Origin of the sequence: Chitinophaga sp. YR627, assembly GCF_900114995.1 — a bacterium.
Taxonomy (GTDB): domain Bacteria; phylum Bacteroidota; class Bacteroidia; order Chitinophagales; family Chitinophagaceae; genus Chitinophaga.
The window spans coordinates 45,478-72,288 of record NZ_FOUX01000005.1; the positions used below are offsets into that span (position 1 = coordinate 45,478).

22 protein-coding genes are annotated in these 26,811 nt (G+C 46.6%); 9 read left to right on the forward strand and 13 right to left on the reverse strand.

What is annotated here, in order from left to right; all coding sequences use genetic code 11:
* Positions 1–13 precede the first annotated feature (13 nt).
* Positions 14–1,369 (forward strand): TolC family protein, encoded by a 1,356-nt coding sequence (locus BMZ72_RS25055; RefSeq protein ID WP_089812443.1) that lies wholly within the window; start codon positions 14–16, stop codon positions 1,367–1,369.
* 60 nt (positions 1,370–1,429) lie between these two features.
* Here BMZ72_RS25055 and BMZ72_RS25060 read toward each other — a convergent pair whose 3' ends face one another.
* Together BMZ72_RS25060 and BMZ72_RS25065 are read right to left on the reverse strand one after the other, a co-directional pair.
* Positions 1,430–3,589, reverse strand: coding sequence for a DUF6055 domain-containing protein (locus BMZ72_RS25060; protein ID WP_089812444.1), 2,160 nt, complete (start codon positions 3,587–3,589; stop codon positions 1,430–1,432).
* 214 nt (positions 3,590–3,803) lie between these two features.
* Positions 3,804–6,185, reverse strand: a complete 2,382-nt coding sequence (locus BMZ72_RS25065) for a TonB-dependent receptor (RefSeq protein ID WP_255373289.1) — start codon at positions 6,183–6,185, stop codon at positions 3,804–3,806.
* Between the two features lie 271 nt (positions 6,186–6,456).
* On the opposite strand from BMZ72_RS25065, the gene BMZ72_RS25070 reads away from it, so the two are divergent.
* The 4 genes from BMZ72_RS25070 (at position 6,457) to BMZ72_RS25085 (ending at position 10,658) form a co-directional block, all read left to right on the forward strand.
* Positions 6,457–7,143, forward strand: coding sequence for a response regulator transcription factor (locus tag BMZ72_RS25070; protein ID WP_089812446.1), 687 nt, complete (start codon positions 6,457–6,459; stop codon positions 7,141–7,143).
* 170 nt (positions 7,144–7,313) lie between these two features.
* Positions 7,314–8,759 (forward strand): circularly permuted type 2 ATP-grasp protein, encoded by a 1,446-nt coding sequence (locus BMZ72_RS25075; RefSeq protein ID WP_089812447.1) that lies wholly within the window; start codon positions 7,314–7,316, stop codon positions 8,757–8,759.
* A 22-nt stretch (positions 8,760–8,781) separates the two neighbouring features.
* Positions 8,782–9,723, forward strand: a complete 942-nt coding sequence (locus BMZ72_RS25080) for an alpha-E domain-containing protein (RefSeq protein ID WP_089812448.1) — start codon at positions 8,782–8,784, stop codon at positions 9,721–9,723.
* An 8-nt stretch (positions 9,724–9,731) separates the two neighbouring features.
* On the forward strand, positions 9,732–10,658 hold the full coding sequence (locus BMZ72_RS25085; protein WP_089812449.1) for a transglutaminase family protein: 927 nt from the start codon (positions 9,732–9,734) through the stop codon (positions 10,656–10,658).
* On the opposite strand, the gene BMZ72_RS25090 is transcribed toward BMZ72_RS25085, so the two are convergent.
* The 3 genes from BMZ72_RS25090 to BMZ72_RS25100 are packed head-to-tail and all read right to left on the reverse strand — an operon-like array spanning position 10,659 to position 14,463.
* Positions 10,659–12,077, reverse strand: coding sequence for an APC family permease (locus tag BMZ72_RS25090; protein WP_089812450.1), 1,419 nt, complete (start codon positions 12,075–12,077; stop codon positions 10,659–10,661). It abuts the gene before it with no gap.
* Positions 12,078–12,089: 12 nt separating this feature from the next.
* The gene (locus tag BMZ72_RS25095) at positions 12,090–13,538 is read right to left on the reverse strand and encodes an aldehyde dehydrogenase (NADP(+)) (protein WP_089812451.1); all 1,449 of its coding nucleotides are present in this window, start codon (positions 13,536–13,538) and stop codon (positions 12,090–12,092) included.
* A gap of 10 nt (positions 13,539–13,548) precedes the next feature.
* Positions 13,549–14,463: a dihydrodipicolinate synthase family protein gene (locus BMZ72_RS25100; RefSeq protein WP_177222930.1), complete on the reverse strand. Its 915-nt coding sequence runs from the start codon at positions 14,461–14,463 to the stop codon at positions 13,549–13,551.
* Positions 14,464–14,794: 331 nt separating this feature from the next.
* Here BMZ72_RS25100 and BMZ72_RS25105 point away from each other — a divergent pair, with 331 nt between their 5' ends.
* The gene (locus tag BMZ72_RS25105; RefSeq protein ID WP_089812452.1) at positions 14,795–15,670 is read left to right on the forward strand and encodes an AraC family transcriptional regulator; all 876 of its coding nucleotides are present in this window, start codon (positions 14,795–14,797) and stop codon (positions 15,668–15,670) included.
* A 290-nt stretch (positions 15,671–15,960) separates the two neighbouring features.
* Positions 15,961–16,956: an L-glyceraldehyde 3-phosphate reductase gene (mgrA, locus tag BMZ72_RS25110; protein WP_089812453.1), complete on the forward strand. Its 996-nt coding sequence runs from the start codon at positions 15,961–15,963 to the stop codon at positions 16,954–16,956.
* A 135-nt stretch (positions 16,957–17,091) separates the two neighbouring features.
* Here the strand turns inward: mgrA and BMZ72_RS25115 are convergent, their stop codons facing one another.
* The 4 genes from BMZ72_RS25115 to BMZ72_RS25135 form a co-directional block, all read right to left on the reverse strand.
* Positions 17,092–17,925: a hypothetical protein gene (locus BMZ72_RS25115; protein WP_089812454.1), complete on the reverse strand. Its 834-nt coding sequence runs from the start codon at positions 17,923–17,925 to the stop codon at positions 17,092–17,094.
* A 234-nt stretch (positions 17,926–18,159) separates the two neighbouring features.
* Entirely contained in the window at positions 18,160–18,990 is an 831-nt protein-coding gene (locus BMZ72_RS25120) for a hypothetical protein (protein WP_089812455.1), read from the reverse strand.
* Positions 18,991–19,306: 316 nt separating this feature from the next.
* On the reverse strand, positions 19,307–20,080 hold the full coding sequence (locus BMZ72_RS25130; protein ID WP_089812457.1) for a phosphosulfolactate synthase: 774 nt from the start codon (positions 20,078–20,080) through the stop codon (positions 19,307–19,309).
* A 65-nt stretch (positions 20,081–20,145) separates the two neighbouring features.
* Positions 20,146–21,153 (reverse strand): EamA family transporter, encoded by a 1,008-nt coding sequence (locus BMZ72_RS25135; protein ID WP_218155284.1) that lies wholly within the window; start codon positions 21,151–21,153, stop codon positions 20,146–20,148.
* Positions 21,154–21,206: 53 nt separating this feature from the next.
* On the opposite strand from BMZ72_RS25135, the gene BMZ72_RS25140 reads away from it, so the two are divergent.
* Entirely contained in the window at positions 21,207–21,839 is a 633-nt protein-coding gene (locus tag BMZ72_RS25140) for a CGNR zinc finger domain-containing protein (protein ID WP_089812458.1), read from the forward strand.
* Positions 21,840–21,893: 54 nt separating this feature from the next.
* Here the strand turns inward: BMZ72_RS25140 and BMZ72_RS25145 are convergent, their stop codons facing one another.
* From BMZ72_RS25145 to BMZ72_RS25160, 4 genes are all read right to left on the reverse strand, one after another.
* Complete coding sequence (locus tag BMZ72_RS25145; protein WP_089812459.1) at positions 21,894–22,760, reverse strand: aldose 1-epimerase family protein; 867 nt, start codon at positions 22,758–22,760, stop codon at positions 21,894–21,896.
* 45 nt (positions 22,761–22,805) lie between these two features.
* The gene (locus tag BMZ72_RS25150; RefSeq protein ID WP_089812460.1) at positions 22,806–23,015 is read right to left on the reverse strand and encodes a hypothetical protein; all 210 of its coding nucleotides are present in this window, start codon (positions 23,013–23,015) and stop codon (positions 22,806–22,808) included.
* 53 nt (positions 23,016–23,068) lie between these two features.
* The gene (locus tag BMZ72_RS25155) at positions 23,069–24,478 is read right to left on the reverse strand and encodes an MBL fold metallo-hydrolase (RefSeq protein WP_089812461.1); all 1,410 of its coding nucleotides are present in this window, start codon (positions 24,476–24,478) and stop codon (positions 23,069–23,071) included.
* A 167-nt stretch (positions 24,479–24,645) separates the two neighbouring features.
* Positions 24,646–25,053 carry a response regulator gene (locus BMZ72_RS25160; RefSeq protein WP_089812462.1) on the reverse strand — a complete coding sequence of 136 codons (408 nt, stop codon included), beginning with the start codon at positions 25,051–25,053 and terminating at the stop codon, positions 24,646–24,648.
* 674 nt (positions 25,054–25,727) lie between these two features.
* Between BMZ72_RS25160 and BMZ72_RS25165 the strand changes: the two genes are divergently transcribed.
* Entirely contained in the window at positions 25,728–26,786 is a 1,059-nt protein-coding gene (locus tag BMZ72_RS25165; protein ID WP_089813796.1) for a sensor histidine kinase, read from the forward strand.
* Positions 26,787–26,811: the final 25 nt, after the last annotated feature.

A 26,811-nucleotide genomic window follows, 5' to 3' on the forward strand; every position in this document is an offset into this window, starting at 1 on the left:
AAACAAACAGATCATGAAACAGTATCATTATTTTAAAGGGTATATATTCACCGCCACGCTTGTACTCGCGCTGCTGAATGCAGGCGCCGGCCAACTGATGGCGCAGGATATCTCTCTGGATAGCGTCATCAGTAGAGCACGCAGGAACAATAACAGCCTGAAAGCCGATGCGCTCAATATTGACCGCGCACAATCACAGACAAATATTTCCAGAAGTTATCTCAGACCGGAAGTAAGTTTCTCTTCCGCAGTCAATCACTATTTCCAGGAACCGCTCTTCTTTGGCTTCGGAGACGCAGGTACAATACCTTCCGACAAGATCGGTTATGGCCGCTTTGGCGGTAAAGACCAGGCAAATGCCTCAGTGGATATCAGCGTACCTATTTATAGTCCGGTGAACAGATCCACCATCGAAAAGAACAAACTGGAAGAAACACAGAGCCGTCTGCAATACCGCATGAAAGAAGCGGATATCACCGCTGCAGTCAGGCAGGTCTATCTGCGCATCCTTGTACTGGAAAGAAGGAAACAATTACAACAGGAAAGTATCGAACGAAACAAACGGGCACTGGCAGACGCCCGATCACTCTTTATACAGGGAAAAGCTTTACTGGTAGACACACTCAGGGCCTATACCTCCTGGAAGAATCTGGAGCCTGATCTGCTGCGGATCAGTTATGCCATCGATGTGAGTAAAGAACAACTGAATATCCTGATGGGAGATGATCCCGCCGCACACATCCGTGTTGCAGACACCTTACAGGCACCTGAAAATGATATCTTGCCGGATGAGGCTTCTCTGTTTGCCCGCTCCTTACAGGAAAGGCCTGAACTGCAGTTATTGTCTTTGCAACGGGATATCCGTCAAAAGGAGGTCACCACCGCAAAGAATGCCAAACTACCTGTTATAACTGGTGTGGGGCAATATCTGTTGCAAACACAGGCCAGCAGTTTCAAATACTATGACGCCTACTACCCTTCTACCTCTTTTGTAGGCGCGAAAATCACGCTGCCGATCTATGCAGGTGGCAGACATAATGAACGTGTCAGAAAAGCACAGATAGAACAACAACAGGCAGGTATTCAATATACGGATGCCACAGATAAACTACATGGTCAGGTAAAACAGATCGTTGCCAATCTGCATGAAACTTATCAACGTATACAAACACAGACAACAGTGACCAATACCGCTGAAAGCAGTTATCGCCTGACAAAATACCGTTATGAAAGAGGAGCGGCTACAAGGCTTGAACTGGTAGACGCAGAGTTATCACTGACAACCGCGAGATCCGCGTACCTGGAAGCGGTATATGATTTTGAAGCAGCGAAGATAGAGATGGAAAGACTACTGGGGAATGTCAACTAGGAATCAGGAACCAGGAATTGTGCTGTATCAACGGCTCAATTCCTGATTCCTGATTGTCTGCTATTTACTGACAACAATCTTCTTCACAAACTCTTTCCTCCCACTCACCTTTAATATATACACACCCGGTTGCAGTTTCTCTGCCACTGCGTCCAGCGTTAAATTAGGGGTGGCTTTTATTTTTCTGTTCAGTACTATAATACCTGCGCTATTGTATAGTGATATCAATACATCTTCATCAGGACTAAAATTGCGCATGCTGATGTTGAGTTGTCCGCGGACAGGGTTGGGATATACTACCACATCTTTCAATGCTGTAACAGACGCGTGTGCAGCAGCTAAAGCCGTACAGGCAACACTGCCGGAGAAAGCCATCTGTGTATCCGTAAACTGTGTATAGCCAGCATTCACATCTGCATTGGAAGTATGTGTGGCAGATTGTCCGTCACATTCTGTGCGGCCATTATTGGTATGTGGCACCTGTAAATACACACCTGCCGTACTGCAACTACCAATTTCAGCATCCCCTCCTACCGTAACACCGGCACCAAAGCTGACACCCCATTCCATGGCATTCCCTTTTATGATAGCAGTACCGGATACGGTACAATTATTCAGGATCGCGTTCTCACTGATATTCGCGGAACCGGAATAAGTGCCGCCCCATACATTGGCATTACCGGTGATCACTACATTATTCTGTACAGTTGCATTTTCCACCCAGGCAGTCCCTTCTATCCGTGCATTGCCGGATACATTCGAAGAACCCCTTACAATCGCCTTCGGACCTACATAGGCAGTTGCAGCTACAGTAGCAGTATTGGATACCCAGCCACCGCCGTTGCTGTGTGTATGTCCATTGGTTTTGTAAGCAGCACGATAATCAGGCTGATAACCTTCAGGAAGCGCATTCGCAATACGCAATTCGTAAGGATATCTTTTGATCTTCGGCCATCCAGGCTCCCATACATAGGAAGTATGCGTAGTTGGCGCACCCATTACTACGAGATACAGGCCGGTTTCATTACTGTTCATCTGAAAACTGATCTGGCTTTCATTGGCACTGCTCAGGGCTCCATAGCGGGAAACGGTACCGTTGGCATTTGTCGCCACAAAACCATAGCGCCATCCGGCTGTACTGTTAACCTCTGTGTGTCCTTTGAATTTCACCGTTACGGTTCGGGAGCTACAGGTAGGATACAACGGAATGATATTATAGCCATAGTCCTGCGGCGCAAATGCATCAGGTACTACATAACGGCCTGTTGATGCACTGATCTGCGTCAATAGCGTATACAGCCGCCATACGTAGTGCGGTTCAGACGTTTTCAGCGCTTCCCTGGCAGCACGCATAATACTGCCGAAGTTATTGCTGGTATAGTCATAGGTCACTTCTTTCTTTGCATAGTTGTACAGAAAGTCATTCAGCTGGGATTGATTCCAGCCTTTCAGGCGGCGGTAGGTGATCAGGGGATGCTCATTGGCAAGCGACTCTTTCCATAGTCTGTTGACCATATTGATTCCTTCTGCATCCTGTATCGTGTACAGCCATTTGAAGGTACCATAATGGTGACGGGTAGAACTCAGGTGAAAGCTCTGGGTCCCCATCCAGCGGGGCAGGTCATCTCCTGCAAAACGGGGATACATCTGCGTACGCATGTAGTTAGCGTGAGCTTCCCAGAAGAAACCCGCCGGTTCCCAGCCAACATAACCACCACCTACGGTATTTTCCTGTATAGAGATCATTCCCTGCAGGGCATGCGTCAGTTCATGACTGATCACAGCACCATCACGGGTGGCATTGGGATGTACCCACATGGCGCCGATCGTGTTACCATAAGTACCGCCAAAGGCCCAGCCGGATGGACCACCGGAACCCCAGGTATCATTCATCACAATGATGATCTTGTATTTACCCAGGTTCTTTGTCGCCACATCAGAACAGAAGGCCAGTTCTGTGACAAACTTTGTATAGATCTTTTCCAGGGTATCGCAAACAGACTGCGGATTAAAACGCAGATTAGGGTCTGAATAGGTCGCAGGACTGGTACCCACTACATTCCCCCAGAACACCACAAAATTGGCCGACTGATAAGACTTACTATAAGACCAGGTGTTGAGTGGGGCTGAGGAAAATTCAGACGGAATAAAGACAGTTTTCTGTGCAGCAATACGGCCTGTCAATAACAGGCATAGCAATAACAGTACATGTGTTTTCATGAATTGTGTTTTTAGTAACAGTGGTTAACGATTAAAGTGGGATCGGGCTACAGACGACTTAGGGCTTTTCTACAGGTGATTATGACGGGAATAAAATTAACGGAAAAGGCTGCCGGGGTCATGACAGATATTAACGTATATGGACAGGATTTTAACAGAAACAGCCGGCGCATGGTAGCACCGGCTGTCATCTATGCTATGGGAAGAGCAACAATTAGAACTTATAAGATACGGTACCGACAAACTGGGTCGGAGGTATCGGATTAATGCTGTAATTCTCGTGTACGTAATAGTTATAAGTATTTGTGATGTTGGATACTTTCGCCATTACACCGAAACGTTTGAAAGAATAACCGGCACTCAGATCCAGTGTAGAGAATCCTGGTACAGAGATCAGACGGTTGTATTTCTGTGACTGATTGATCGTATTGTTCCAACCCGCGAAACGTTGTCCGATATAGTAGTAACCTACACCAAATTTAACGCCTTTCAGTGCTGACTGCTGCAAGGTATAGAACACACTGGCATTCGCAGTATGATTCGGATTACCTACCAGGCGCTCTCCTTCTACCGCACCACCGACTACGCCACTGGTGCTTTCAATAGTGATGTTGTTGTAGCTATAACCTGCGATCACATCCAGACCAGCCATAGGATGACCTGCGATATCCACTTCTACGCCACGGCTGAGGGTTTCACCGATCAGCGCTTTCAGATTCGCGTTATTGTTTGGGGTCACACCATCTTTCTGGAAAGGAGATGTTTGCGCATAGTTATTATTTCTGATCTGGTAGGCAGTCACGTTTACGGACAGTTTACCTTTCAGGAAGTCGTTTTTGATACCTACCTCATACTGATCGATCACAGATGGCTTCAGCGCATTGCTGTCTACATCCAAACCGCTGTTAGGCGTAAAGGAGTTGGAGTAGCTGACAAACACCGCTGTACTTTCGATCGGTTTGTAGACCAGTCCGAAACGAGGTGAGAAAGCATGGTCATATTTTGCTTTGGTCTGTGTAGATACATTGTTTTTGAGATCAAGTGTGGTAGGCGCCTCATTCTGCAGATAAGAGAAACGTACGCCAGCCAGGAAGTTCAGTTTACTGCTGATCCTGATCAGGTCCTGTACATACACACCCAGACGATTGATCGGGGTCGTTACGCTTTTAATCCTGGAAGCATCCGGGATATCTGTACGTGGTGTGTACAGATCAGGATTCAGGATATTGATCGTATCGTAAGTGGTAGGCTGATTATAAGAAAATGCTTTTGTATAATAGCGGTCGCCATCGATACCTGCGAGTACATTATGCTGCAGACTACCGGTTTTGAACTTACCGGTCAGGTCTACCTGTGCGATATAATAATCTTCGGAGTTATAGGCTCTGTTCAGCGGACGGCCCCATTTACCATTTGCATCAGCCTGGATTCTTTCAATGGCATAATAGTCCCTGCTATAACGCTGGTAAGTGAACATACCATTCAGGGTCCAGTTGTCATTCAGCTGATGTTTGATGGAAGCGCCTGCAGAAGATTGCTGTGTATGCGCATATTGCCATGGCGTACCATAGAAGCTATTGCGTGGTACATCTGCGATCTTTGTATTATCCAGGGAACCGATACCGAAATCAGGTGTGAAATCATGTTTCAGGTAATCACCCTGTACGACCAGTTCTGTACGGTCGCTTAATTTGAAGAGTAAAGACGGATTCACATAGTAACGTTTTGAATGTACTTTATCGCGATAGCTGTCAGTCGTTTCAAAAGTACCATCGACACGGTAAGCTATTCTGGAAGACAGCGGACCGTATACATCAAAAGCAGGTTTGAACAGGCCATAGCTACCGGCACGCACGTTCAGTTCACCGCCAAAGTTAAACTTAGGCTGTTTGGTCACCATGTTCATCACAGCACCTGGTGCAACGTTACCATAGAGGATAGCGGCACTGCCTTTCAGGATCTCTACTCTTTCCAGGGAGCTCATTTCAGGCATTACACCGGAATTCACACGGGCGCCATTCTTAAACATATTGGTGCTGGAGAAGCCATAACCTCTTGCATTGAAAGACTCCTGGGTACCTGCCCTGCTGGAAGCCATATAAACACCGTTCACACTCTTCACCACATCACTCATACGCTGTACCTGCTGATCTTCTAGTACCTCATGACCGATAACAGCCACACCCTGTGGCAGGTCAATTGCAGCTACGGGTAACTTGCTTACACTTACAGGACGTTTGTTGATTGTACGTGTTCTGCTGCCTTCCACTACAATTTCATTCAGCTGTGCAGCAGTTGCTTCCAGTGTCAGGGTAATATCGGTGGTCTGGTCAGCGGTAACACTGATGGGTTTATGTACCGTTTTCATCCCTGTGCAGGAGATGACCAGTACATGTTGACCCTGTCGGATGTTCTTCAGCGCAAACTCTCCTTCTTCACTGGTAACAGCACCTTTTTTGGTGTCTTTCAGTCCGACGGTAACGAATGCGGCCGGATGGCCATCAGCGGAGGTGATTTTTCCTTTAATGTTGCCGTTTTGTGCAAACGCGGCGAGATTACATAAAGCTAAGATCAGAATCAGGTATATATGTTTCACCAGGTTGTAGAATTTTCTGCAAAGAAAAAATGTATACACCGCCCCACCGAGACGCATCCGGAAAAAAACAGCACTATAATTTTGAATAGTCCGGTATAAAGAAAAACGCATTCAGAATTAAAACAGAATCCACCAAACCCTTTATCACAAAGCGATACACCATCACATAGAATTTTATCTTAAAGCTATACAAGCGTAATACACGCATTATTTGTCCATAAAGGGCCTCCAAATTCAAAATTGATTTAGATTTCAGAAATAATATTGTGGTATGAAAATACTGATCATTGATGGCGAGTTGTCTTTATCGCAGGTGATGATCTCCTATTTATCAGCCGAAAACTATATATGTGAGTATGCCAATACTTACAAGAGAGCACAGTCGAAGATCGCGGTATATGACTATGATTGCATTTTACTGGACCTGGACCTGCCCGATGGTGATGGAAGCAAGCTGCTGGAGGAAATCAAGAAGAGAGACAAACAGGAAGGTGTTATTATTATCTCCGCGAGACAATCGTATGAAGATAAGATCCACGCCTTACAGAACGGAGCTGACGATTACCTTACTAAACCGTTTTATTTACCGGAACTCGGCGCCAGGATATTCTCAGTGATCAGAAGAAGAAAATACAATAACTCCAATATTATCAGACAGGGGGCTTTAACGGTCGATCTGCTGGCAAAAACCGTTTATATCAATGACATGCCTGTGCTGCTTACGCGCAAGGAATTTGACCTCCTGATCTATTTTATCGGCAATAAAAACAAGGTCCTCTCCAAACAGGAACTGGCAGAACAACTATCCGGCGATATTGCCGGTTTGCGGGATGACCATAATGTCATCTATGCCCATATCAAAAACCTAAAGAAAAAACTACAGGAAGGTGGAGCTGGAAACTACCTGAAAACGATCTACGCTACCGGGTACAAATGGGATTTCTGTACACCAGAGTAGATATATTACAATAAAATTAATACGAATATTATCACCCATAAAATAGACATTTTATGGAATCAGACTCTCTATTTCTGCACTTTTTTGTAGCAAACCCTGGCATTTATCCTCCTAAAATATTAAATTGTAGCTGTCACCCTTATACTTTCTAACCCATTAAATCCACTGGAATGAGTCTGCCAACTTTGTTAGAACACTATGACCAGGGCACCGGCACCTGGGATGAAATGTGCGACCGCCAGCAGATACGGGAGCAATACAACAAGGTCATTGCCACCCTCCGGCAGTTCAGCATCAGCGATCTGCAACGGAAAGACAGACTGGCCGGCGAGCTTTTCATGAATCAGGGGATCACCTTTACCGTGTACAGCGAAGACGCCGGTATCGAGCGTATTTTCCCTTTTGACATCATTCCCCGCATCATCACCGGCAAAGAATGGGAACACATCGAAGCCGGTATCAAACAACGGCTCAAAGCCCTTAATCTCTTCCTCAAGGATATCTACAATGAACAGCAGATCCTGAAAGACAAGATCGTACCTGCTTCCCTGATCGCCTCCTGCCCTCATTATACCCGGGAAGTATTCGGCATCAGGGTGCCACATGATATTTATGTCCATATCTCCGGTATTGACCTGATACGGGGCGAGGATGGCCATTTTTACGTACTGGAAGATAACCTGCGGACGCCTTCCGGGGTCAGTTATATGCTGGAGAACCGGGAAGTCACCAAAAGGATCTTTCCCGCACTCCTGGCCGCCAGCCATGTCAGAAGGGTGAGTAATTACCCGCTTATGCTGCATGAAATACTGCAGCAAATGGGCCCCGGACAATTATCCAATCCGCGGGTCGTCCTGCTGACACCGGGTATTTATAACTCCGCCTATTACGAGCATACCTTTCTGGCCAGACAAATGGGTATTACCCTGGTAGAAGGCCGGGACCTGCTGGTCAACAATCATAAAGTGTATATGAAGACCACCGATGGTCTGGAACAAGTCCACGTCATCTACCGCAGAATAGACGATGAATTTCTGGACCCGCTTATGTTCCGGCCGGATAGTGCCCTGGGCATCCCAGGTTTAATGAGCGCCTACCGGATGGGGAACGTCGCTATTGTCAATGCCATCGGTAACGGGGTCGCTGATGATAAGGCGGTATATGCCTACGTACCCGCCATGATCCGGTACTACCTCAATGAGGAACCTATCCTGCCCAATGTACCTACCTACGAAATGAGTAGCCCGGACGCCAGACACTACGTATTTGAAAACTATACCAACATGGTGATCAAACGCACGAATCAATCCGGTGGATATGGCATGGTCATGGGAAATAAAGTATCCCCGGAGGAATGGCTGAAAGCCAAAGCGGCTATCGAAGCAGATCCGCGTAGCTTTATCGCGCAGCCCATCATCCGGCTCTCTACCGTACCCTGTTTTATAGATGGCACCTTCCAGGCCCGGCATGTGGACCTGCGTCCTTATGCGCTTTGCGGTCCGCAGGGGGTACAGATCGTTCCCGGCGGACTCACACGTGTCGCCCTGCGGAAAGACTCCCTCATTGTCAACTCCTCCCAGGGTGGAGGCAGTAAGGATACCTGGATTATAGATTGACCTTTAAAACGAACTCATATACATGCTAAGCAGGATCGCTGATTCATTGTTCTGGCTCGCCCGTTATATGGAGCGGGCCGAAAGCTTACTACGCGTTACAGCTACTCATAACCTTCTTTCGCTGGATAAAGATGTCAATGGCCCTCTCACCTGGAGGCCTGTATTAGAGACATTTACCAGCACCAATGCGGAAGAGATCAACCAGATCTCTCACAATAGCGGCGCTGCCCTGAAGAAACTCCTGACCGACCCGGCCAACAGTAATTCCCTGAAAGCCCTTATCGGCAAAGCCAGGGAAAATGCACGTGGTATCCAGGATTATATCACCAAGGAAGTATGGGAGGAAGTCAATTCATTTTACCACCTGATCAATCAGCCATCACTGGACAGCCGTCTCTCCAATTACGAAGCGGCCGATGTACTCGACCTCTTCACACGTCATTCTGTGCTCTATACCGGAATCACGGATATAACCATGGCCAGGGGAACGGGCTGGGGCTATATGAACCTGGGTAAATATATAGAACGCTGTACGGAGACGATCGTGCTGACCGACAAACAGTACGCCCTGAACCACTATCGGGTAGATGATACAAAAGATATCATGCAGTGGCGGCACCTCCTGATGTCGCTATCCGGGTACGAACTGCACCTAAAGACCTACCGCTCCTATCAGTATACTCATGATGTATTACACCAGGTATTATTTAATGAAGATTTTGCGCATTCCGTTATATATTCGCTGGGCAGAATTGACCGTCATTTACAGGATGTGACCAAAGGTCATATCTCTGAAGAGAATGCAGCCCTGATCCGTAATTTCGGACGCCTGCACAGCAAAGTGAAACACATGGAAATCGATGATCTGACGAATAAAAGTCTCCAGCCATTCCTGGAGACCTTACGGGGCGATCTCCTGCATTTCGCCCACCTTCTGACGCAAAAATTTTTCTCCTACGCATAAACCAGCATATGGCCATTTTCAGAATACATCATATTACCAGATACGAGTACGACAGACCGGTCAAAGAAAGCGTCAATGAGATCAGGATCTTCCCCTATCAGTGTCCGGAGCAGGAAATATTGCAGCATGAACTGCTGATTACCGGTCAGCCGGAAATCCATAGTTTCACAGATTATTTTGGTAATAAGGTGGGCAACTTCAACCTGCTGCCGCCACATAAAGTGCTGAGTATCGAAAGTAAACTGCTGGTACGCACGACCGCTTCTTCCCAGTTACAGATCAATTTCCACTCAGGCTTCGCACAGTTACAGCAGGAAACGGCCGACAGCCTCCTGTTGCTGGAACTGGCCCGGCCTGATATGATCAGTAATCAGTCCGCTATTGACAATATCATCACCGTGATCCGTCAGCCGGAGAAAAGCGTGGCCGCTGTTACCGAACATTGCAGCGAATACATCTTTAAAAACTTCAAATACCTGAAGGGTATCACCAATATCGAAACAACTGTCGACGAGATCCTGGAACACCGGGCAGGCGTATGCCAGGACTTTGCGCACCTCATGCTGCACATACTCCGCTCCTGCGGCATCCCCTGCCGTTATATCAGCGGGTATATCTGTCCTAATAAGGATGGTATGCGCGGAGAAGGCGCTACACACGCATGGGTGGAAGCATGGATACCCGGATACGGCTGGGCAGGTATCGACCCGACCAACAATATCTGGGTAACCAATAAACATGTGAAATTATCTGTCGGAAGGCATTTCAATGACTGCAGTCCGGTGAAAGGCACCTTCAAAGGTCCCGCCAGACAAAAACTCTCCGTATTTGTAGCGGTCGCCTATGAAGACGGAAAAGTATTCGAAGAAACCAATGACGTACACCTGCACGGCGCAACGGAAATGTCGATAGAGCCGTTTTCCGGTCAACAGTAACTACTCCTTCTTTTTCCATACCGCATAATATACCGGTATACCCAGCAACACTATACATAGCCCGGGCCATGTATAAAGCGGTTTATAGACCAATAGCGCCACGCAAATGATGCTGGCTGACACTATGTACAGCAATGGCAGTACAGGGTAACCAAAGGCTTTATATGGCCTTGGAAGATCAGGTCTGGTACGGCGCAGCCGGAAGATACCGGCAATAGTGAGGATATAGAAGATCAGCACAACGAAAATGACATAATCCAGCAACTGCCCGTATTTGCCGCTGAGGCATAACAGGGAAGCCCAGATACACTGTATCCACAGGGCCTTGCCCGGCACCGCGTTCTTATTCAGCGTAGCCAGCTGTTTAAAGAAAACGCCATCCTTTGCCATTGTATAACATACCCTTGCGCCGGATAGTATCAGTCCGTTGTTACACCCAAAAGTGGATACCATCAGCAGTGCCGCAATGATATAAGTTCCCCTGGCGCCAAAGATCTTCACAGCAGCGGCTACGCCGACTCTTTCATTTTCTGCGAATGCGATCTCCCGCAGGGATAACACACCCAGGTAAACCAGATTGGTCGCTACGTAAATAACCGTGACGATCAATGTACCCAGGAAAAGACTTCTGCCGATGTTACGCTCCGGCCGTTTGATCTCCCCCGCGATAAAGGTGACGTTATTCCAGGAATCACTGCTGAACAGACTGCCGACCATACTACCGGCAATGGCGCCCAAAGCAGCAAATCCGGCGCCGGCATATGCACTCAGCTGAACCGCTCCATCCTGTGTGGTCATCTGCTGTAATACAAAGCCCGTCTCCCAGTTAGCATCCCAGATCGTCTTGTTGGCTGCAAAACAACCGAATAAGATCAGGGCCAGCAGCGCGGCGATCTTCGCCAGTGTAAAACCGGTCTGTATCAGCTTCCCTTCTTTGACCCCGAGGGTATTGATGAAGGTCAGCAGTACGATCAGCAGAATAGAAGTGAGTTGTGCGGCAGAGATGGTAATAAAGCCCAGATCTGCCACAATATGCTTCTCACTCAATACAGGAAAGATATAAGCCGAAAACTTTGCAAAGGCCACGCCTACCGCTGCAATAGAACCAGCCTGTATCACCGTAAAGAAACTCCAGCCAAACAGGAAACCCGTCAACCGGTTAAACGCCTCTTTCAGGTATACATACTGTCCGCCTGCATGTGGGAACATAGCGCTTAACTCGCCGTAACTCAGCGCGGCTGTCAGCGTCAGCAGACCGGTAATGATCCATATCAGCACCAGCCAGCCGGCGGAGCCTACATTGCGGGTAATATCGGCGCTTACCAGGAAAATACCTGAACCGATCATGGAGCCGGCTACAATCATCGTAGCGTCCAGCAGTCCGAAGGACCGCCGGAAAGATGTTGGTTGATCTGACATAGGGTACTGGGTTTATCGCACAAACTGATTGTCCACCTGGCGCCATATGCCCAGGGGATTGGCTGCCTTCAATGCATCCGGCAGCATATCATCTGTGAAGTTCTGAAAACATACAGGTCTCACCCAGCGGCGGACAGCACTCGTGCCTACCGAAGTAAAACGCTGGTCGGTGGTGGCGGGAAATGGTCCGCCGTGTACCATTGCAGCACATACTTCCACACCGGTAGGTGGGTTATTGAGAATGACACGGCCCGCAAGGGTCGATTGTATGGTGATAACGTCTTTCCATTGTGCAGTGTCTGCCGGCGTACCAACAATAGTGGTCGTGAGTTGACCATGCAGACTTTTCAGCACAGCGATCAGCTCCGCTTTATCTGTACATTCCACGATCAGTGAATAAGGGCCGAAGAGTTCTTCTTTCAAAGCCGGATTCACCAGGAAAGCATTGGCCGTTGTTCTGGCCAGTGCCGGCCATGCTTCCATCGTCTCAGGTACAGCTGATTCATTGACCAGTGTTACCTCCGGTTCTGTCAGCATACGGGTACGGCCTTTGTCATATGCTTCGCAGATACCTTTGTGCAGCATCTTCTGCGGAGCAACAGCTGCTATTGCTGTTCCCAGTTGCTCAATGAACGATTCAAGTGCTGCACTTTTCAGCCCGATCAGGATACCCGGATTGGTACAGAACTGCCCCATACCCAGTGTAATGGAAGTCGCGAAGGTCTGTGCCAGTTGCGCTGACTGTGTAGCCAGTGCATCCGGATAAAACACGACCGGATTAATGCTGCTCATTTCTGCGAATACCGGAATCGGTACTTCCCGTTGTGCAGCATAATCCAGCAGGGCTTTCCCACCCTGAAAAGAACCGGTAAATCCTACACCTGTCGTCAGCGGATGCATGACCAGTTCTTTCCCGATAGCATTCCCCTCCCCTGTCACATGTTGTACCGTATACGCAGGCATACCGCTTGTTTTGATAGCAGCCTGTATCGCTTCAAACACTAACTGCGAAGTACGCGGATGCGCAGGATGCCCCTTGATCACAACTGTCGCACCAGCGGCTAATGCACTGGCGGTATCTCCTCCTGCGGTAGAAAAAGCAAAAGGGAAATTACTCGCGCCAAAAACCACCACCGGACCTACCGGCAATAGCATCCTGCGGATATCCGGCTTAGCAGGAGTGGCCGCTGGTTTAGCAGTATCGATCACTGCTTCTACCCAACTACCTTCTTTTATCAGCGTCGCAAAAAGCTGTAACTGTGAAGTGGTACGGGTGATCTCGCCATTCAGTCTGGGAAGCGGCAGATTCGATTCTGTATGTGCCGTTGCTACCAATGGTTCCCTTTGTGCTTCGATAGCGGCAGCAATTGCTTCAAGGAAGGCAGCCCTTATAGCAGGCGTGGTATACCTGTACTCCTCAAAAGCAGCAGCTGCACGCTGCATGATTTCATCTGTCTGCATGCATAGAGCGTTAAAGTGAAAGATAATCTGGTAATACAGGTCTGGCAGCAATAGCGGAATCGATCACCTGCAGGATCCTTGTCCTCTCCTCTCCTACCAGTGCCAGACGTGGCGCTCTTACAGTTTCACTGCCTAATCCGGCCTGTTGTTCTGCCAGTTTGATATACTGTACGAGTTTTGGATGCAGGTCCAGTTCCAGTAATGGCAGGAACCAGCGGTAAATAGCCAGTGCTTCTGCTATACGGCCTGCTTTTGTCAGTTTATAGATGGCGACAGTTTCAGCAGGAAATGCACATACCAGTCCGCCAACCCAGCCATTCGCGCCTAAGATCATTTCTTCCATTGCCAGCGTATCTACACCGCACAGCAAACTGAAACGATCACCAAAACGACTGATCATACGTGTTACATTAGATACATCACGGGTAGATTCCTTTACCGCCTGAATATTGCTGTAAGCCTGCAACTGATCAAAGATCTCCAGGGTCACTTCTACTTTATAATCAACAGGATTGTTATAGATCATAATAGGCAGATCTGTGGAAGCAGCCACCGCCTTAAAGTATTCAGCTGTCTCGCGTTCATCGCTTTTATAACGCATCGGTGGTAACAGCATCAAACCTTTTGCACCCCAGGCAGCTGCGAGCTTTGCCTGTCTGATCGCTTCCGCAGTGGAACCTTCTGCAATATTCATGACAACCGGGATCTTCCCCGCTACCTGCTCGACTGCATACTTCGTCAATGTTTCCTTTTCTGCAGTAGTAATGACACTGGCCTCGCCAAGCGAACCGCCTAAGATAACCCCATCAATACCGGCAGCGATCTGGGCTTGCAGGTTCTTACCGAACAGCGGCAGGTCCAGTTCATCAGCGGCTGTAAACTTTGTGGTAAATGCGGGAAATATTCCTTTCCATTCAATAGCCATAGAAGAACAATTTTTTGTTCAAAAGTATCAGAAAGAGATAAAGGGAGCCTATCTGATAGTAATCAATTATTACCTGATATTAACCTGTTTTCATAGGGTCTGGTTCATATATACCGGGACTTAACCTTTTTTTGACCTGATCTTATATTTTTTTGCAAAATCCGGGTTAAAATTTGTAATATTGGTACACAGTGAATAATTGTAAGATTCACACTCATTAGTGTCAGAAGTATCAACCAGTATAACGCGTAATTACTACGTAAGAAAGATTCAAGACCTGTAAATACATTCCTGCAAGCCAACTTGCGCTTACTATTAAAATTGCTACCAGATGAAAGTGCTACAGTTTACCATACCTGTTCCGCTGGACAAATCCATCATTGTACAGAAAGATGTACTGCCTTACTTCTACCCCCATCTGCACAGGCACCAGGAGATCCAGCTCACCTGGATCCAGCAGGGTGAAGGTACCCTGGTGGCCGACAACAATATGCATCCCTTCCGGGCCAATGAGATCTATTGGCTGGGGGCAAATCAGCCGCATATTTTCAAGAGTGAGGCCTCTTATTTTCAACCCAAAAGCCGGAAAAAAATAGTGGCGCTGGTAATATTCTTTAATCCTGACGGCGAACTGGCAGGCTTCTTCAACCTGCCGGAGATCAAAGTGCTGAAGAACTTTATCCAGCAACACCAGTCGGGCTTTAAAGTACCTCCCGAGCAGGCTACGGAAATCTCCAGCCGTATGCTGAAGGTCACTAACAGTACAGGAACAGAGCAGCTGTTACAGTTTGTCGAACTGCTGAAACAGTTATCCGGTTGTCCGGATATTACGCCACTGGCATCCGGTCAGCGTGCACAGCCTGTCAGCGAACACGAAGGCATCCGTATCGGGACTATCTACAATTATATCATGCATCATTATGATAAGCCCATCACCCTGGAAGATGCCGCCAAACAGGCCTGTATGACGCCGCAGGCATTCTGCCGTTTCTTCAAGAAACATACGCTGCATACCTTCGTTTCCTTCCTGAATGAAGTGAGGATCAACGAAGCCTGTAAAAAGCTGACAGATGGTAGTTATGATAACATCGCTACAGTGGCATATACCTGTGGGTTTAACAGTATTACCAACTTTAACCGGGTATTCAAGTCCGTCACACAACGGTCCCCCAGTGAATATATGAATAGTTATTTCCAGAGTGTATAAGTGCTTAGCAACCACCTGGTATGTCACAGCATTAAAAGACAGTTCCACTGAAGCCAGCTGACATTCAATTCTATTATTTTTGTAGTGTTTTCCTTTCCTGTATATAGTCAGACTATACTTACCCTGCCTTAGTGCTCCCTTTTCTTCGCAGTTCCAACGTAGGGTAAGTATAGTCAGACCCTCTTTACTCTCTTTTTTAATAGCGGTCCGGCCACTTATCAGCTCCCATAACCCCAATGCTTTATTTCTTATAAATAGCACTATCTTGTACGTCCAAAAAAAACCACATTATGAGTGCTTATGTTCCTGCAAGTGACCGGTATGATACTATGATATACAACCGTTGCGGTAAGAGCGGTATCCGCCTCCCGGCTGTTTCACTGGGTCTCTGGCATAACTTCGGGTCTATTGATAACTTTGAAAATGGCCGTTCTATCGTCCGCCGTGCCTTCGATAAAGGGATCACCCATTTCGACCTGGCTAACAACTATGGTCCGGTACCGGGATCTGCGGAAGAGAATTTCGGCGCGATTTTACAGAAAGACTTTTCAGGCAACCTACGTGATGAACTGATCATCTCCACCAAGGCCGGTTACCATATGTGGCCTGGCCCATACGGAGAATGGGGTTCCCGTAAGTATATGCTGTCCAGCCTCGATCAGAGTCTGCGTCGCATGAAACTCGACTATGTCGATATCTTCTACTCCCACCGTCCCGATCCGGAAACACCGATAGAAGAGACCATGGGCGCGCTGGATATAGCCGTTCGTCAGGGTAAGGCATTATATGTCGGTTTATCCAACTATACTGCTGAACAGACAAAAGCCGCTCTTGCTGTATTACAATCATTAGGCACTCCCTGCCTGATCCATCAGCCGAAATACTCTATGTTTGAAAGATGGGTGGAAGGTGGTCTGCTGGACGTACTGGAAGCAAATGGTGTGGGTTGTATTCCATTCTCCCCGCTGGCACAGGGTTTACTGACGGATCGTTACCTGAAAGGTATTCCGGAAGGTTCAAGAGCCAGCAAACCAAGCGGCTTCCTGAAAGCGGATCATATCACAGCAGAGAAACTGGATAAGATCCAGCGACTGAATGCTATCGCACTGCAAAGAGGCCAGACCCTGGCACAAATGGCACTGGCATGGATACTGAAAGATAAACGCGTTACGACGGTACTGATAGGCGCCAGCTCTGTGGAACAATTGGATAATAACCTGGGTGCATTGCACAAGGTACAGTTTGATACAGCGGAATTACAGGAGATTGAGAATATCCTGAAATAACACAGGATCAATGGATTGTATCAAACATATATAAACGTTCTGAACCTCACTAAATCACCACCTGTCTCCGACAGTTAATAAATAAAAAGAGGGTATATCTTATTTGGATATACCCTCTTTTTGCTTTAACAAAGACTACTTTTTGACGTAAGTCAGCTTGTGACCAGACTCCCTGGTATCTACTACGGAACCATTATAAAATTCCTTCTCTGTCGTAATTACCTGAACAGGATAACCATCCCAGTCATAATAGTACACATTCTTAATTTCCCTCTTAGTGTCTGGCCCTGAGACAACAGCAGTCAGTATATTGTTGGCAGAGAATATATCCGCCACTTCCTCCAGCTGCATCATTCCATAATCAGGTTGCTTTGTAACGTAATTAACTTTATTGTCATAGGTATAAACAGTAGTAGTAGTATCCTTTGTTTCTTTACCACCTTCCATCGCAATGCTAAACCTTTTGACAATATTCCCCTCGCCATTCCAATCAAATAAGTTCTTCTGATAGAGACCGATCTGGGCGCCGGCACTCGCAATTACCGAAACGTAACTTGTTGTCAGACTCCCGGATGCATCGTACAAAAGGCTATCTATACGGGCTGGTTTATCAAAGCCATATTCGTAAGAATACACGCTTCTCAGTTTGCCTTCCATGTAATAGTTAAACGTCTTGAATTGATGTGTGATATCTGATTTTGACAAACCCACCAGTGCTGTAGTAAGTTTGTTATTTTCAAACACAGGTTTTACAAAAACAGTAAAACCATCACTCAGATCATGTTGTTCAAACAATGTAAATTGTTTACTGGTATCGTAACTGAGTACACTGCTATCCGTATCTGTAACGTCAGTGAATAACAGTTTTACGTTCCCTCCTGGTTCGGGTGCAACCGGAACTTTTCCGGGCGGGTCACAGGCAATAAAAAACAATGCAAGTGTAGCTGCTCCAAAAAGCAATCCTTTCATAGGTTAAATGTATTAGCTGATAAAGATAAAAAATAACTGACCTTCCCGGCCTGCATATACGTTAACGGGAACTGGCGGACGAATGTACTGTAATGTCCCCTCATATGATACATCAACGTCTTTCCGCCGGGGGGATACTTACCACATGCAGGATAGGCATTCATAGTTATAAAAACGAAGATACCTTCCGGAATGTTACATCCGGAAGGTATCTTTTATTTCATGTGCAGATGACTATTTCTTAGTGTAAGTCAGCTTGTGATTTTCAGTGGAAGAACTAACTTCCGTATCACCCTGTATTCCTTTTCTGGTTGATTTTTTTGTAACAGGGTAGTTCTCCGCATCATAAGTATACACGTTAGTGGTAATTTCCTTAGATGTTTCGTATTGGATTGTTTCCGTCAGAATATTATTGGCTGAGAGCGCAGCAGCTACATCTTCAACATCGATCAGATAAAGCTCCGGCTGTTTTGCTGTGTAGTTCACCTTATCATCATACGTCAATACAGCAGTAGTGGTATCTTTTGCTTCAGTACCGTTTGCGAAAGCAATTCTGTGTGTCTTCACAACATTGCCCTTTGCATCCCACTCAAACACATTCTTTTCAAAGAAACCCAGATGGTTTTCTACAGCCACTTTCTCTGCAATATATACGGCAGAAACACGACCAGCTGCATCATATGCAATACTATCGTACTGGTTCAGGCTTCCGTCTTCTTCATCATAGAAGTTTACAGTAAATACCTTACCGGCAGTGTTATATCCGAAAGTTACCGCTTTATGCGTAGCAGCATTCAGGGTAGCACCGGTAAAAAACGCTGTGAGCCTGTTGTTTTCATAAGAAGGTTTTGCAACAACCTTATCATCAGCATCTTCCAGGGCATAGCGCTGAAACGATGCTAATTTCCTGCTTGCATCATAGTCAAGTATTGTACTGTCGTGTTCAGAAACGTCTTTCGCCAGCAGTTTTACAGCAACATCGGGTTGCGGGTTATTGGTTTCATCGTCTTTACAGGCAGTAAAAAACAGTCCGAGTACAGCTGCACTCAAAAGGATTCTTTTCATAGGTTTTCTGATATATTGTTCTGATTAAAAATTCTGTGGTGTTAGTGTTAGTATGGTTATGGGTTTAAAACACAAATAATATAGGGTCCCCGCATTATTAATGCGCGGCAAATATATGTTTATTTTTAAATATCAATACGCCTTTAAAACATCCAGGGCAGATAAATCTTAATAGGGGGACAATACTCAATAACAGAAGATGTTGATAGCCATGCAGATATCCATACATCCTGCAGTATAATTTTTTTTCACGGATATGACTGGCAATAAAAAAGCCGGTCATTAAGACCGGCCTCCCTGCATATCTGCAATAATATTATTTCGTTCCGTCCAGGTAAAAATGGAAACTATCTCCACGTAAACCTACGCGCATTGCTTCCAGTGAAATCACTTCATTATAGGCAATATTACCCAGGTTCGCATTACAACCCATCAGGTCCAGGAAATACAGCTGCTGGTCTTTCCGGGGTGCCTCCCAGATGATCTTCTCTCCGGATACCTGTGTCAGGATCTCCTGTACCAGCCCTTCTCTTACCTCACCGGAGTCGCGGTACAGACCTACGTTACCTGTTTCTCTCGCTTCTGCAATGATATATTCAGAACCGGCGGAAAGCTCCGCTTTGATCAGTTCTATCCATTTATAAGGCGGCGTGATATGCTCACGGTCTTTATCTTTTGAACCGATCTCACTCAGTACGGTACCCAGTTTGGCCAGTTTCTCTATATAGCCGCATTTCTCTGCATGCGGGATAGAAAGAGACCCGTCAGATACTTCAAAGTAATTGATGCCGTACTTTTTCACCACATCGATATAATCATCAAACTGACTACGGATAATGAAAGCCTCGAGCAGCAGACCACCGAAATAAACAGGGATATTATATGACTGATATACTTTGATCTTTTCATCCAGGTTAGGTGTTACATATGCTGTACCGAAGGCCAGCTTCACCATATCCACGTGTGCCGAAGATACAGACAGGAAGTCTTTCGTATCCTGCAGGCTCAGCCCCTTATCAGTCACCATTGTAATACCAAATGAACGAGGTTGTTTCGTACGTTCAGGAATTTTGTCCAGGTTAAAATTCATTTTCCTAAAGTTTTGCTGCGTTTACTTCCTTTAATAAACTACGGGCAAAGGTATTTAAAAAATGTTCAGGCACGTTGCCTGTTAAAAGATAGTTTGTAGTTGGGGAAATTAGTTAACAATACACCCACCAGTATAACGAACATACCCAGCAACTGCATCCAGCTAAGTTGCTCATTTACAAAAGCCCAGCCCATCAGCACCGCCACTACGGGATTAACGTAGGTATGGGTGCTGACCAATGCCGGCGGACGCACTGTTATGAGCCAGGTAAATGCCATATAGGCTATCAGGGAGCCAAAGAAAACGAGATATAATAATCCGGCCCATGCGGCAGCCGGCACCTGTTCTATATGGAAGCGGGACCACTCTCCCGTTGCGCCGCTCAGTAAACCGCTGGCAATCGCTGCCGCTAACAACTGAATGGCACTGCTGAGGATATTAGGGGTACGCTTATCCAGTTTGCCTTCTGCATGTAAAGCGCCCGACACCCAGAACACTGTTCCTACCAGTATGGCGCCATAGCCCACCCATTGCATGGTATTATCAGCGCCCTGTTCCGCGGCAGCCTCTCCTCCTCCGAAAAACAGGATGATCCCCGCAAAACCGACCAGCAGCCCCGTAATGATAAATACATTCCCAAAGTATTCCCGCCAGCGCTTCCTGTCCGCCAGCAGAAACACAAACGGCTCTGTAGCGATCATAATAGCCGCCTGTCCGGAAGTAACATACTGCTCCGACCATGCCACAATCCCACTACCGCCCACCAGCATCAGGATACCGCTCACAATACAGACCTTTACCACCGACCATCCCGGCCAGGCCACACCTCTTATCCTACACCATCCCAGCAACAGGATAGCCGCCAGCAGGTACCGCAGCCCGGACAGCATAAACGGCGGAAAACCCCGCAATCCATAGATCACTGCCAGATACGTCGTACCCCAGACGATATACACCGCCATAAAAGCCAGTATGATCAACCACTGCGGCGCATTCCGTTCAGCATTCATGTCTCCGTTTTTACCTGTTAAATCGTATTTACTGGTATAAAAATAGTATTTTTTTACTACCATCAAACTAATTTTTGATAGTAGTAATACCAAATGTCGTATTTTTGAGTACGTAAATGAGTAAGGAAAGATCAATAGCAACATTATCCCTGGATGGCGGCGCCCTCTGTTTCCATTTTATCAATACGGTAAATGCATGGAGGGGTATCAATCTGCACGAATACCTCGGCAGCTACCAGGAAGTCATGGAATGGTGCAAAAAGGTAGATATCCTTGATGAAGCACAGCGCAACGCCCTCTTACAGGAAGCTGCGAAGGATGAAACGGCTGCCGGTCTCGCCCTGCAGAAACTGAAGAAAACAAGAGAAACGCTGTATCAGTTCTTTTCCGGTATTGCGGAGAATGATGGCAGTACACTCACTGCCGGCGTGCTGGAGAAATTCAATAAAGCGCTTGGTACCGGACTATCAAAACTACAGTTTGAACCTTCCGGTACAGGCATACGGGCTATCCTGAAACAGGAATACACCGACCTCCTCGCACCGTTATGGACAGTGATGAAATCGGCCTACGATGTGCTTACTACGGAAGAGCATATACGTATCAAGGAATGCGGAACCTGTGGATGGATCTTTCTCGATCAGACCAAAAACAACAAGAAACGCTGGTGCAGCCCTGACAGCTGTGGTACTGCGGACAAATCCAAACGTTACTATCAGCGTAAAAAAGAACAATCAGCTGAAGAATAAAAAACGGGATACCAGTGCATACCAGTATCCCGTCATCAATTATATTATCACTGCTTAAAACAGTGTTACCGTCCAGCTTCTTTCAAAACGTTTGCCGGCATCCAGTATATGGATCCCTTCTTTACCGGTAATATCACCTGTCGCATTCACGCTGTCAGCAATACCGTTCCAGGGCTCAATACATACAAAGTTGGCGTCTTTCGCCGCCCAGATACCCATATAAGGGAATCCTTCGTATTGCATCTTCAGACCACGTGGCGATTTATCGCTTTTCAGTTCCATGATGGTAGAGGCCAGGGTTTTGAATACCAGTGCATCTTTATAGAACAGGTGATGCTTCAGGCCCAGTTTATGTGTTTTTACCAGGAATGGCTCCGGCGTCAGTTCTATCAGTCCGTCGGCTGACAATGGCCATACGCCGTCATTTTCCTCCTTATTAAAATGCAGGTAATAATCCTCATATGTCGTCTCTTCTGTCAGCGGCACCTTAAACGCAGGATGTGCGCCTACAGAAAAATACATGGTATCCTTACCGGTATTCTCCACTACATAAGATACCTGCAGGGAAGTGTCATGTATGGTATACACTACCTGGAAACGGAAATGAAAAGGATAGACCTGTAAAGAATCTTCCGACTCCGTCAGGGTGAACACCAGCTTATCTGCTGTCTGTTCTGTCAGGGTAAAGACCTTATCACGGGCAAAACCGTGGCGGCCAAGCGTGTAGCTTTTCCCTTTATATGTGTAAGTATTGTTCTTAAGTGTTCCCACTATCGGGAATAATACGGGGCTTTTCTTGGCCCATTCTGGTCCGGCATGCCACAGGTACTCCTGCTGAAGGTCCTTACGGACGATGCTCTGTAATTCGGCTCCTTTCTCTGCAACAACTACCTGTAGCTTATCGTTCATTAATTCAGGCATACGAAACTTTTTTTCAAAAATAACTATTCGCCTGCTTATCTGACCTTATTTTTTCCTGTCGGTCAATACGAGCACCAGTCCTACAGCAGCGATAATACCGCCTGCATAGGTAGGCCATCCGATCCAGCGGTTTTCAGTTTTGTTTACCTCTACCGGACCAAGATCCACTACTTTCTTTTGTGTTTTTACGGAGAAACCGCGGACAACGATCATCAAAATGCCGGCTGCGATAAGAATGAGACCAAATGTTTTCATGTGTTGTAGATTTAATACTGATCATTAAACAAGACACATGCCAGCCCGTCCCATCAGGTAGACGAAGGCGTAAAGTAATCGCTCAGCTGAAAAAGTCCGCTTTCCTTCAGGGCTTTCATCCCTCCCTTCACATCCACAAAATTGTGATACCCCCTCATACGCATAATGGAAATAAAGATCACAGAACGGTAACCACCGGCACAATGCACGTAATATAACTGCTGCTTATCCAGCTGACCTATATGATCGTTGATATAATCCAGTGGTATATTGACAGCGCCTGCTATATGTTCTCCGCTGAATTCATTCCTCCTGCGTACATCGATCAGCTGTACCGGTATCCAGGACTGCCGTTCGGCCAGTTCCGCCGGTGTAATAGCCACAATATCATCTACTGTACGACCAGCAGCCCGCCAGGCTTCAAAACCGCCTTTCAGATACCCCAGGGTATTATCAAATCCAATACGGGCCAGCCGTGTCACCACCTCCTGTTCCCTTCCCGGATCGGCAATGAACAGAATCGGTTGTTGTCCGGGGATCAGGGTACCTGCCCAGGGCGCAAAATTGCCATCCAGACCAATATTTACAGCGCCGGGTATAAAACCATCTACAAATAGTTCCGGTCCGCGGGTATCCAGGATCACCGCGCCTGTTTCATTCGCGAGGGCTTCAAATGCATCGGGTAACAATGCCCGGGTACCACGTGTGATCACATCGTCTACATTTTCATAGCCCTGTTTATTCATCTGTACATTCAAAGGAAAATAAGCAGGTGGAGGGGTGAGTCCGTCGGTAACGGCTGTTATAAACTCCTCCCTGCTCATATCAGCGCGCAGGGCATAATTCGTACGTAATTGTCCGCCCAGGGTATCTGTACGCTGACCGCTGATCAGTTTCCCGCAGGCACTACCCGCGCCATGGGCAGGATACACCGTAACATCAGGAGGTAAAGACATGATCTTAGTGCGCAAAGAATCAAACAGGATCCCTGCCAGTTCTTCCCGGGTTTTACCGGAAGCCTGCTGTGCCAGATCGGGCCGGCCCACATCTCCGATAAAGAGGGTATCACCGGAGAAAAGCGCAGTCTCCTTACCTGCTGCATCGATCAGCAGGAAACAGCTGCTTTCCATGGTATGTCCCGGGGTATGTAATACTTTGATCTGTATATTTCCGAGTGTGAGTATTTCGCCGTCTGTTGCGATATAGGCAGGAAAGGCGGGCGTTGCGCCCGGACCATAGACAATATTCGCGCCCGTGGCTGCAGCCAGATCGAGATGTCCGGACACAAAATCAGCATGAAAGTGTGTTTCCAGTACATATTTTATCACGGCATGATCCTGTTGCGCCCTGCTGATATAAGCCGCTACATCGCGCAGGGGATCAATGATAGCCGCTTCGCCGTTACTTTCAATGTAATAGGCGCCATGCGCCAGGCAACCTGTGTAAAGCTGTTCTATTTTCATAAATCAGTGCTTGTACGACAAAGGTCTGCCTTCTGCTTAAGCAGGCAGATGACGGTCATCAGACCATATGCTGATACTGATACAGGAAAAGACTTAGCGCTGTTCTGCTCCAGCTAAACAGGCAGATGACGGTCAGACTATATACGACTACTGATGCAGAAAAATATTTAGTGCTGTTCTGCTCCGACGAGGATCTCGCGGATCATGTTCTTTCCGATAGGTTTTACAAGATAACCGGATAAGGTTGGGAACTGACGGGCTTTCTGCAGATCACTTTCGTGCGTTGAACTGGTAAGGATATAGACCCGGATATGTTTTCCGGCAGGTAACTGCAGCTGTACAAATTCAGTCATAAACTGCCAGCCATCCATGTAAGGCATATTAACGTCCAGCAGGATAAGGTCCGGTAATTCATCCGGATGTTCAAGGTGCGACTTGATATAATTGAGCGCCTGTTCGCCGTCTGTAAACTTATGAATGCGTTCTACAAGATCCAGCCGCTCAAAGTGCTGCCGCATTACAAACTGGAATAATTCATCATCATCGACAATGCAAACATTCTTTACTTTACTCATCTGCTGTAAGGTGTATCGCGGTTATTAAAATAAACGTAGAGCTCCTCTTTCTTCTTCATGACTCGCCTGACTTCAATATTGCTCAAACGTCCGGACCTGGTTTTTGATTTAAAGGCTTACGCCATAGCTTTTCGTAACCGCGGTGTCTTTCTGTTATGTTACTGATATTCGGAATAGTTGTTCGTACTGTTTATCGCCCAATCCCTGTGCCAGTATCCCTTAAAACAGTAAAACAATGTCCTTATTCCGTGCTGGTAACTATCCCAAACCACATGTACGTTATTGCATTATTGGTGAAATTAAATAAAAAAAAATCCAAATATACTTTTCCGTAGTTTATAGCGGGTACCGTCATGTTGCATGTTGAAATGGGAATTTTTTTCAACACTTTGCGGACTTAGCATGTTCCACACCGTTATTCCCATGCCTTCTGTTGCTTGCAGGACCGATTTTCATCAATACTTAGTTATTTTGACACACCTGGTTACCTATATGGCCGATTAATAATAGTTTCTCCGGGGTTCGGGATATGATATGCTTCCTAATTCGCTAATAAACAGCAATATAAAAGAAAAGTACAAGTTTGCCGCCAAAAAACAGGCATTCATCTCAATATTTCCCGTAATGATGGATTTTTTTGGTTCTTTTGCCGTTGTTTAATGTCACACACCGGAATGACTACACTTGTTAACGATACCAGACAGGCTTGGTATTCCAGGAAATGGGCACAGGTTTTCCTGCACGCCGTAGCCTGGATCACGCTCTTTTCACTGCCTTATCTTTTGCGTCCTTCTCCTGATCAGCACAGAGGACCCGATCCCGATGAGCGCTACTGGCATATCCATTTCATCATCAATGCCATCCTGCTTACACTCTTTTTCTATCTGAATTCAAATATGCTGATACCGAAACTGATCTATCGTAAGAAATACCTGCAATTCAGCGGCGTACTGCTGGTCCTTTTTGCGGCGCTTATTTACTTAAGATACCTCTTTGTACAGTCGTTTATCACGCATAAACAGGCAGAACTGAAACCGACCATCCTCTTCACCTTCTTCACCGTATTGTTCATACTGGCCTGTAGTACGGCCTGGCGAATGATCCGGGACAAGATGAATGCAGACAAACTGGCCAGTGACAAAGAGAATGAAAATCTGAAAACGGAACTCTCCCTCCTGCGTTCTCAGGTAAGCCCCCATTTTATGTTCAATGTACTGAACAACATGGTGGCGCTGGCCAGAAAACAGTCAGATCAGCTGGAACCTTCCCTGATCAAATTATCCTCCCTCATGCGCTATATGCTGTATGAGGCCGATGAAGATACTGTGGCGCTGGATAAGGAAACAGACTATCTGCAAAGCTATATCGACCTTCAGCAACAGCGCTTTGGCACAAAAGTACAGGTCAATGTATCCATGCAGCTGCCCGAGCACGGATACGAGATAGAACCGATGCTGCTGATCCCTTTCGTTGAGAATGCCTTTAAACATGGTACCGGACTCATTCCCGATGCCCGCATCGATATCGAACTACGCGCCAGACAAGGTCTGCTCCAGTTCTCTGTGATGAATAAGTACAATCCTGAGTACACCGAGATCAAGGATAAGACCTCCGGTATCGGACTGACAAACGTTAAACGCAGACTCAACCTGTTATATAAAGACAATTATCAGCTGCTGATCAGTAAAAAAGAGGGATGGTTTGTGGTATCTTTGCAGCTCCATTTACATTAAAAAATTACGAATTAGGAATTAAAGA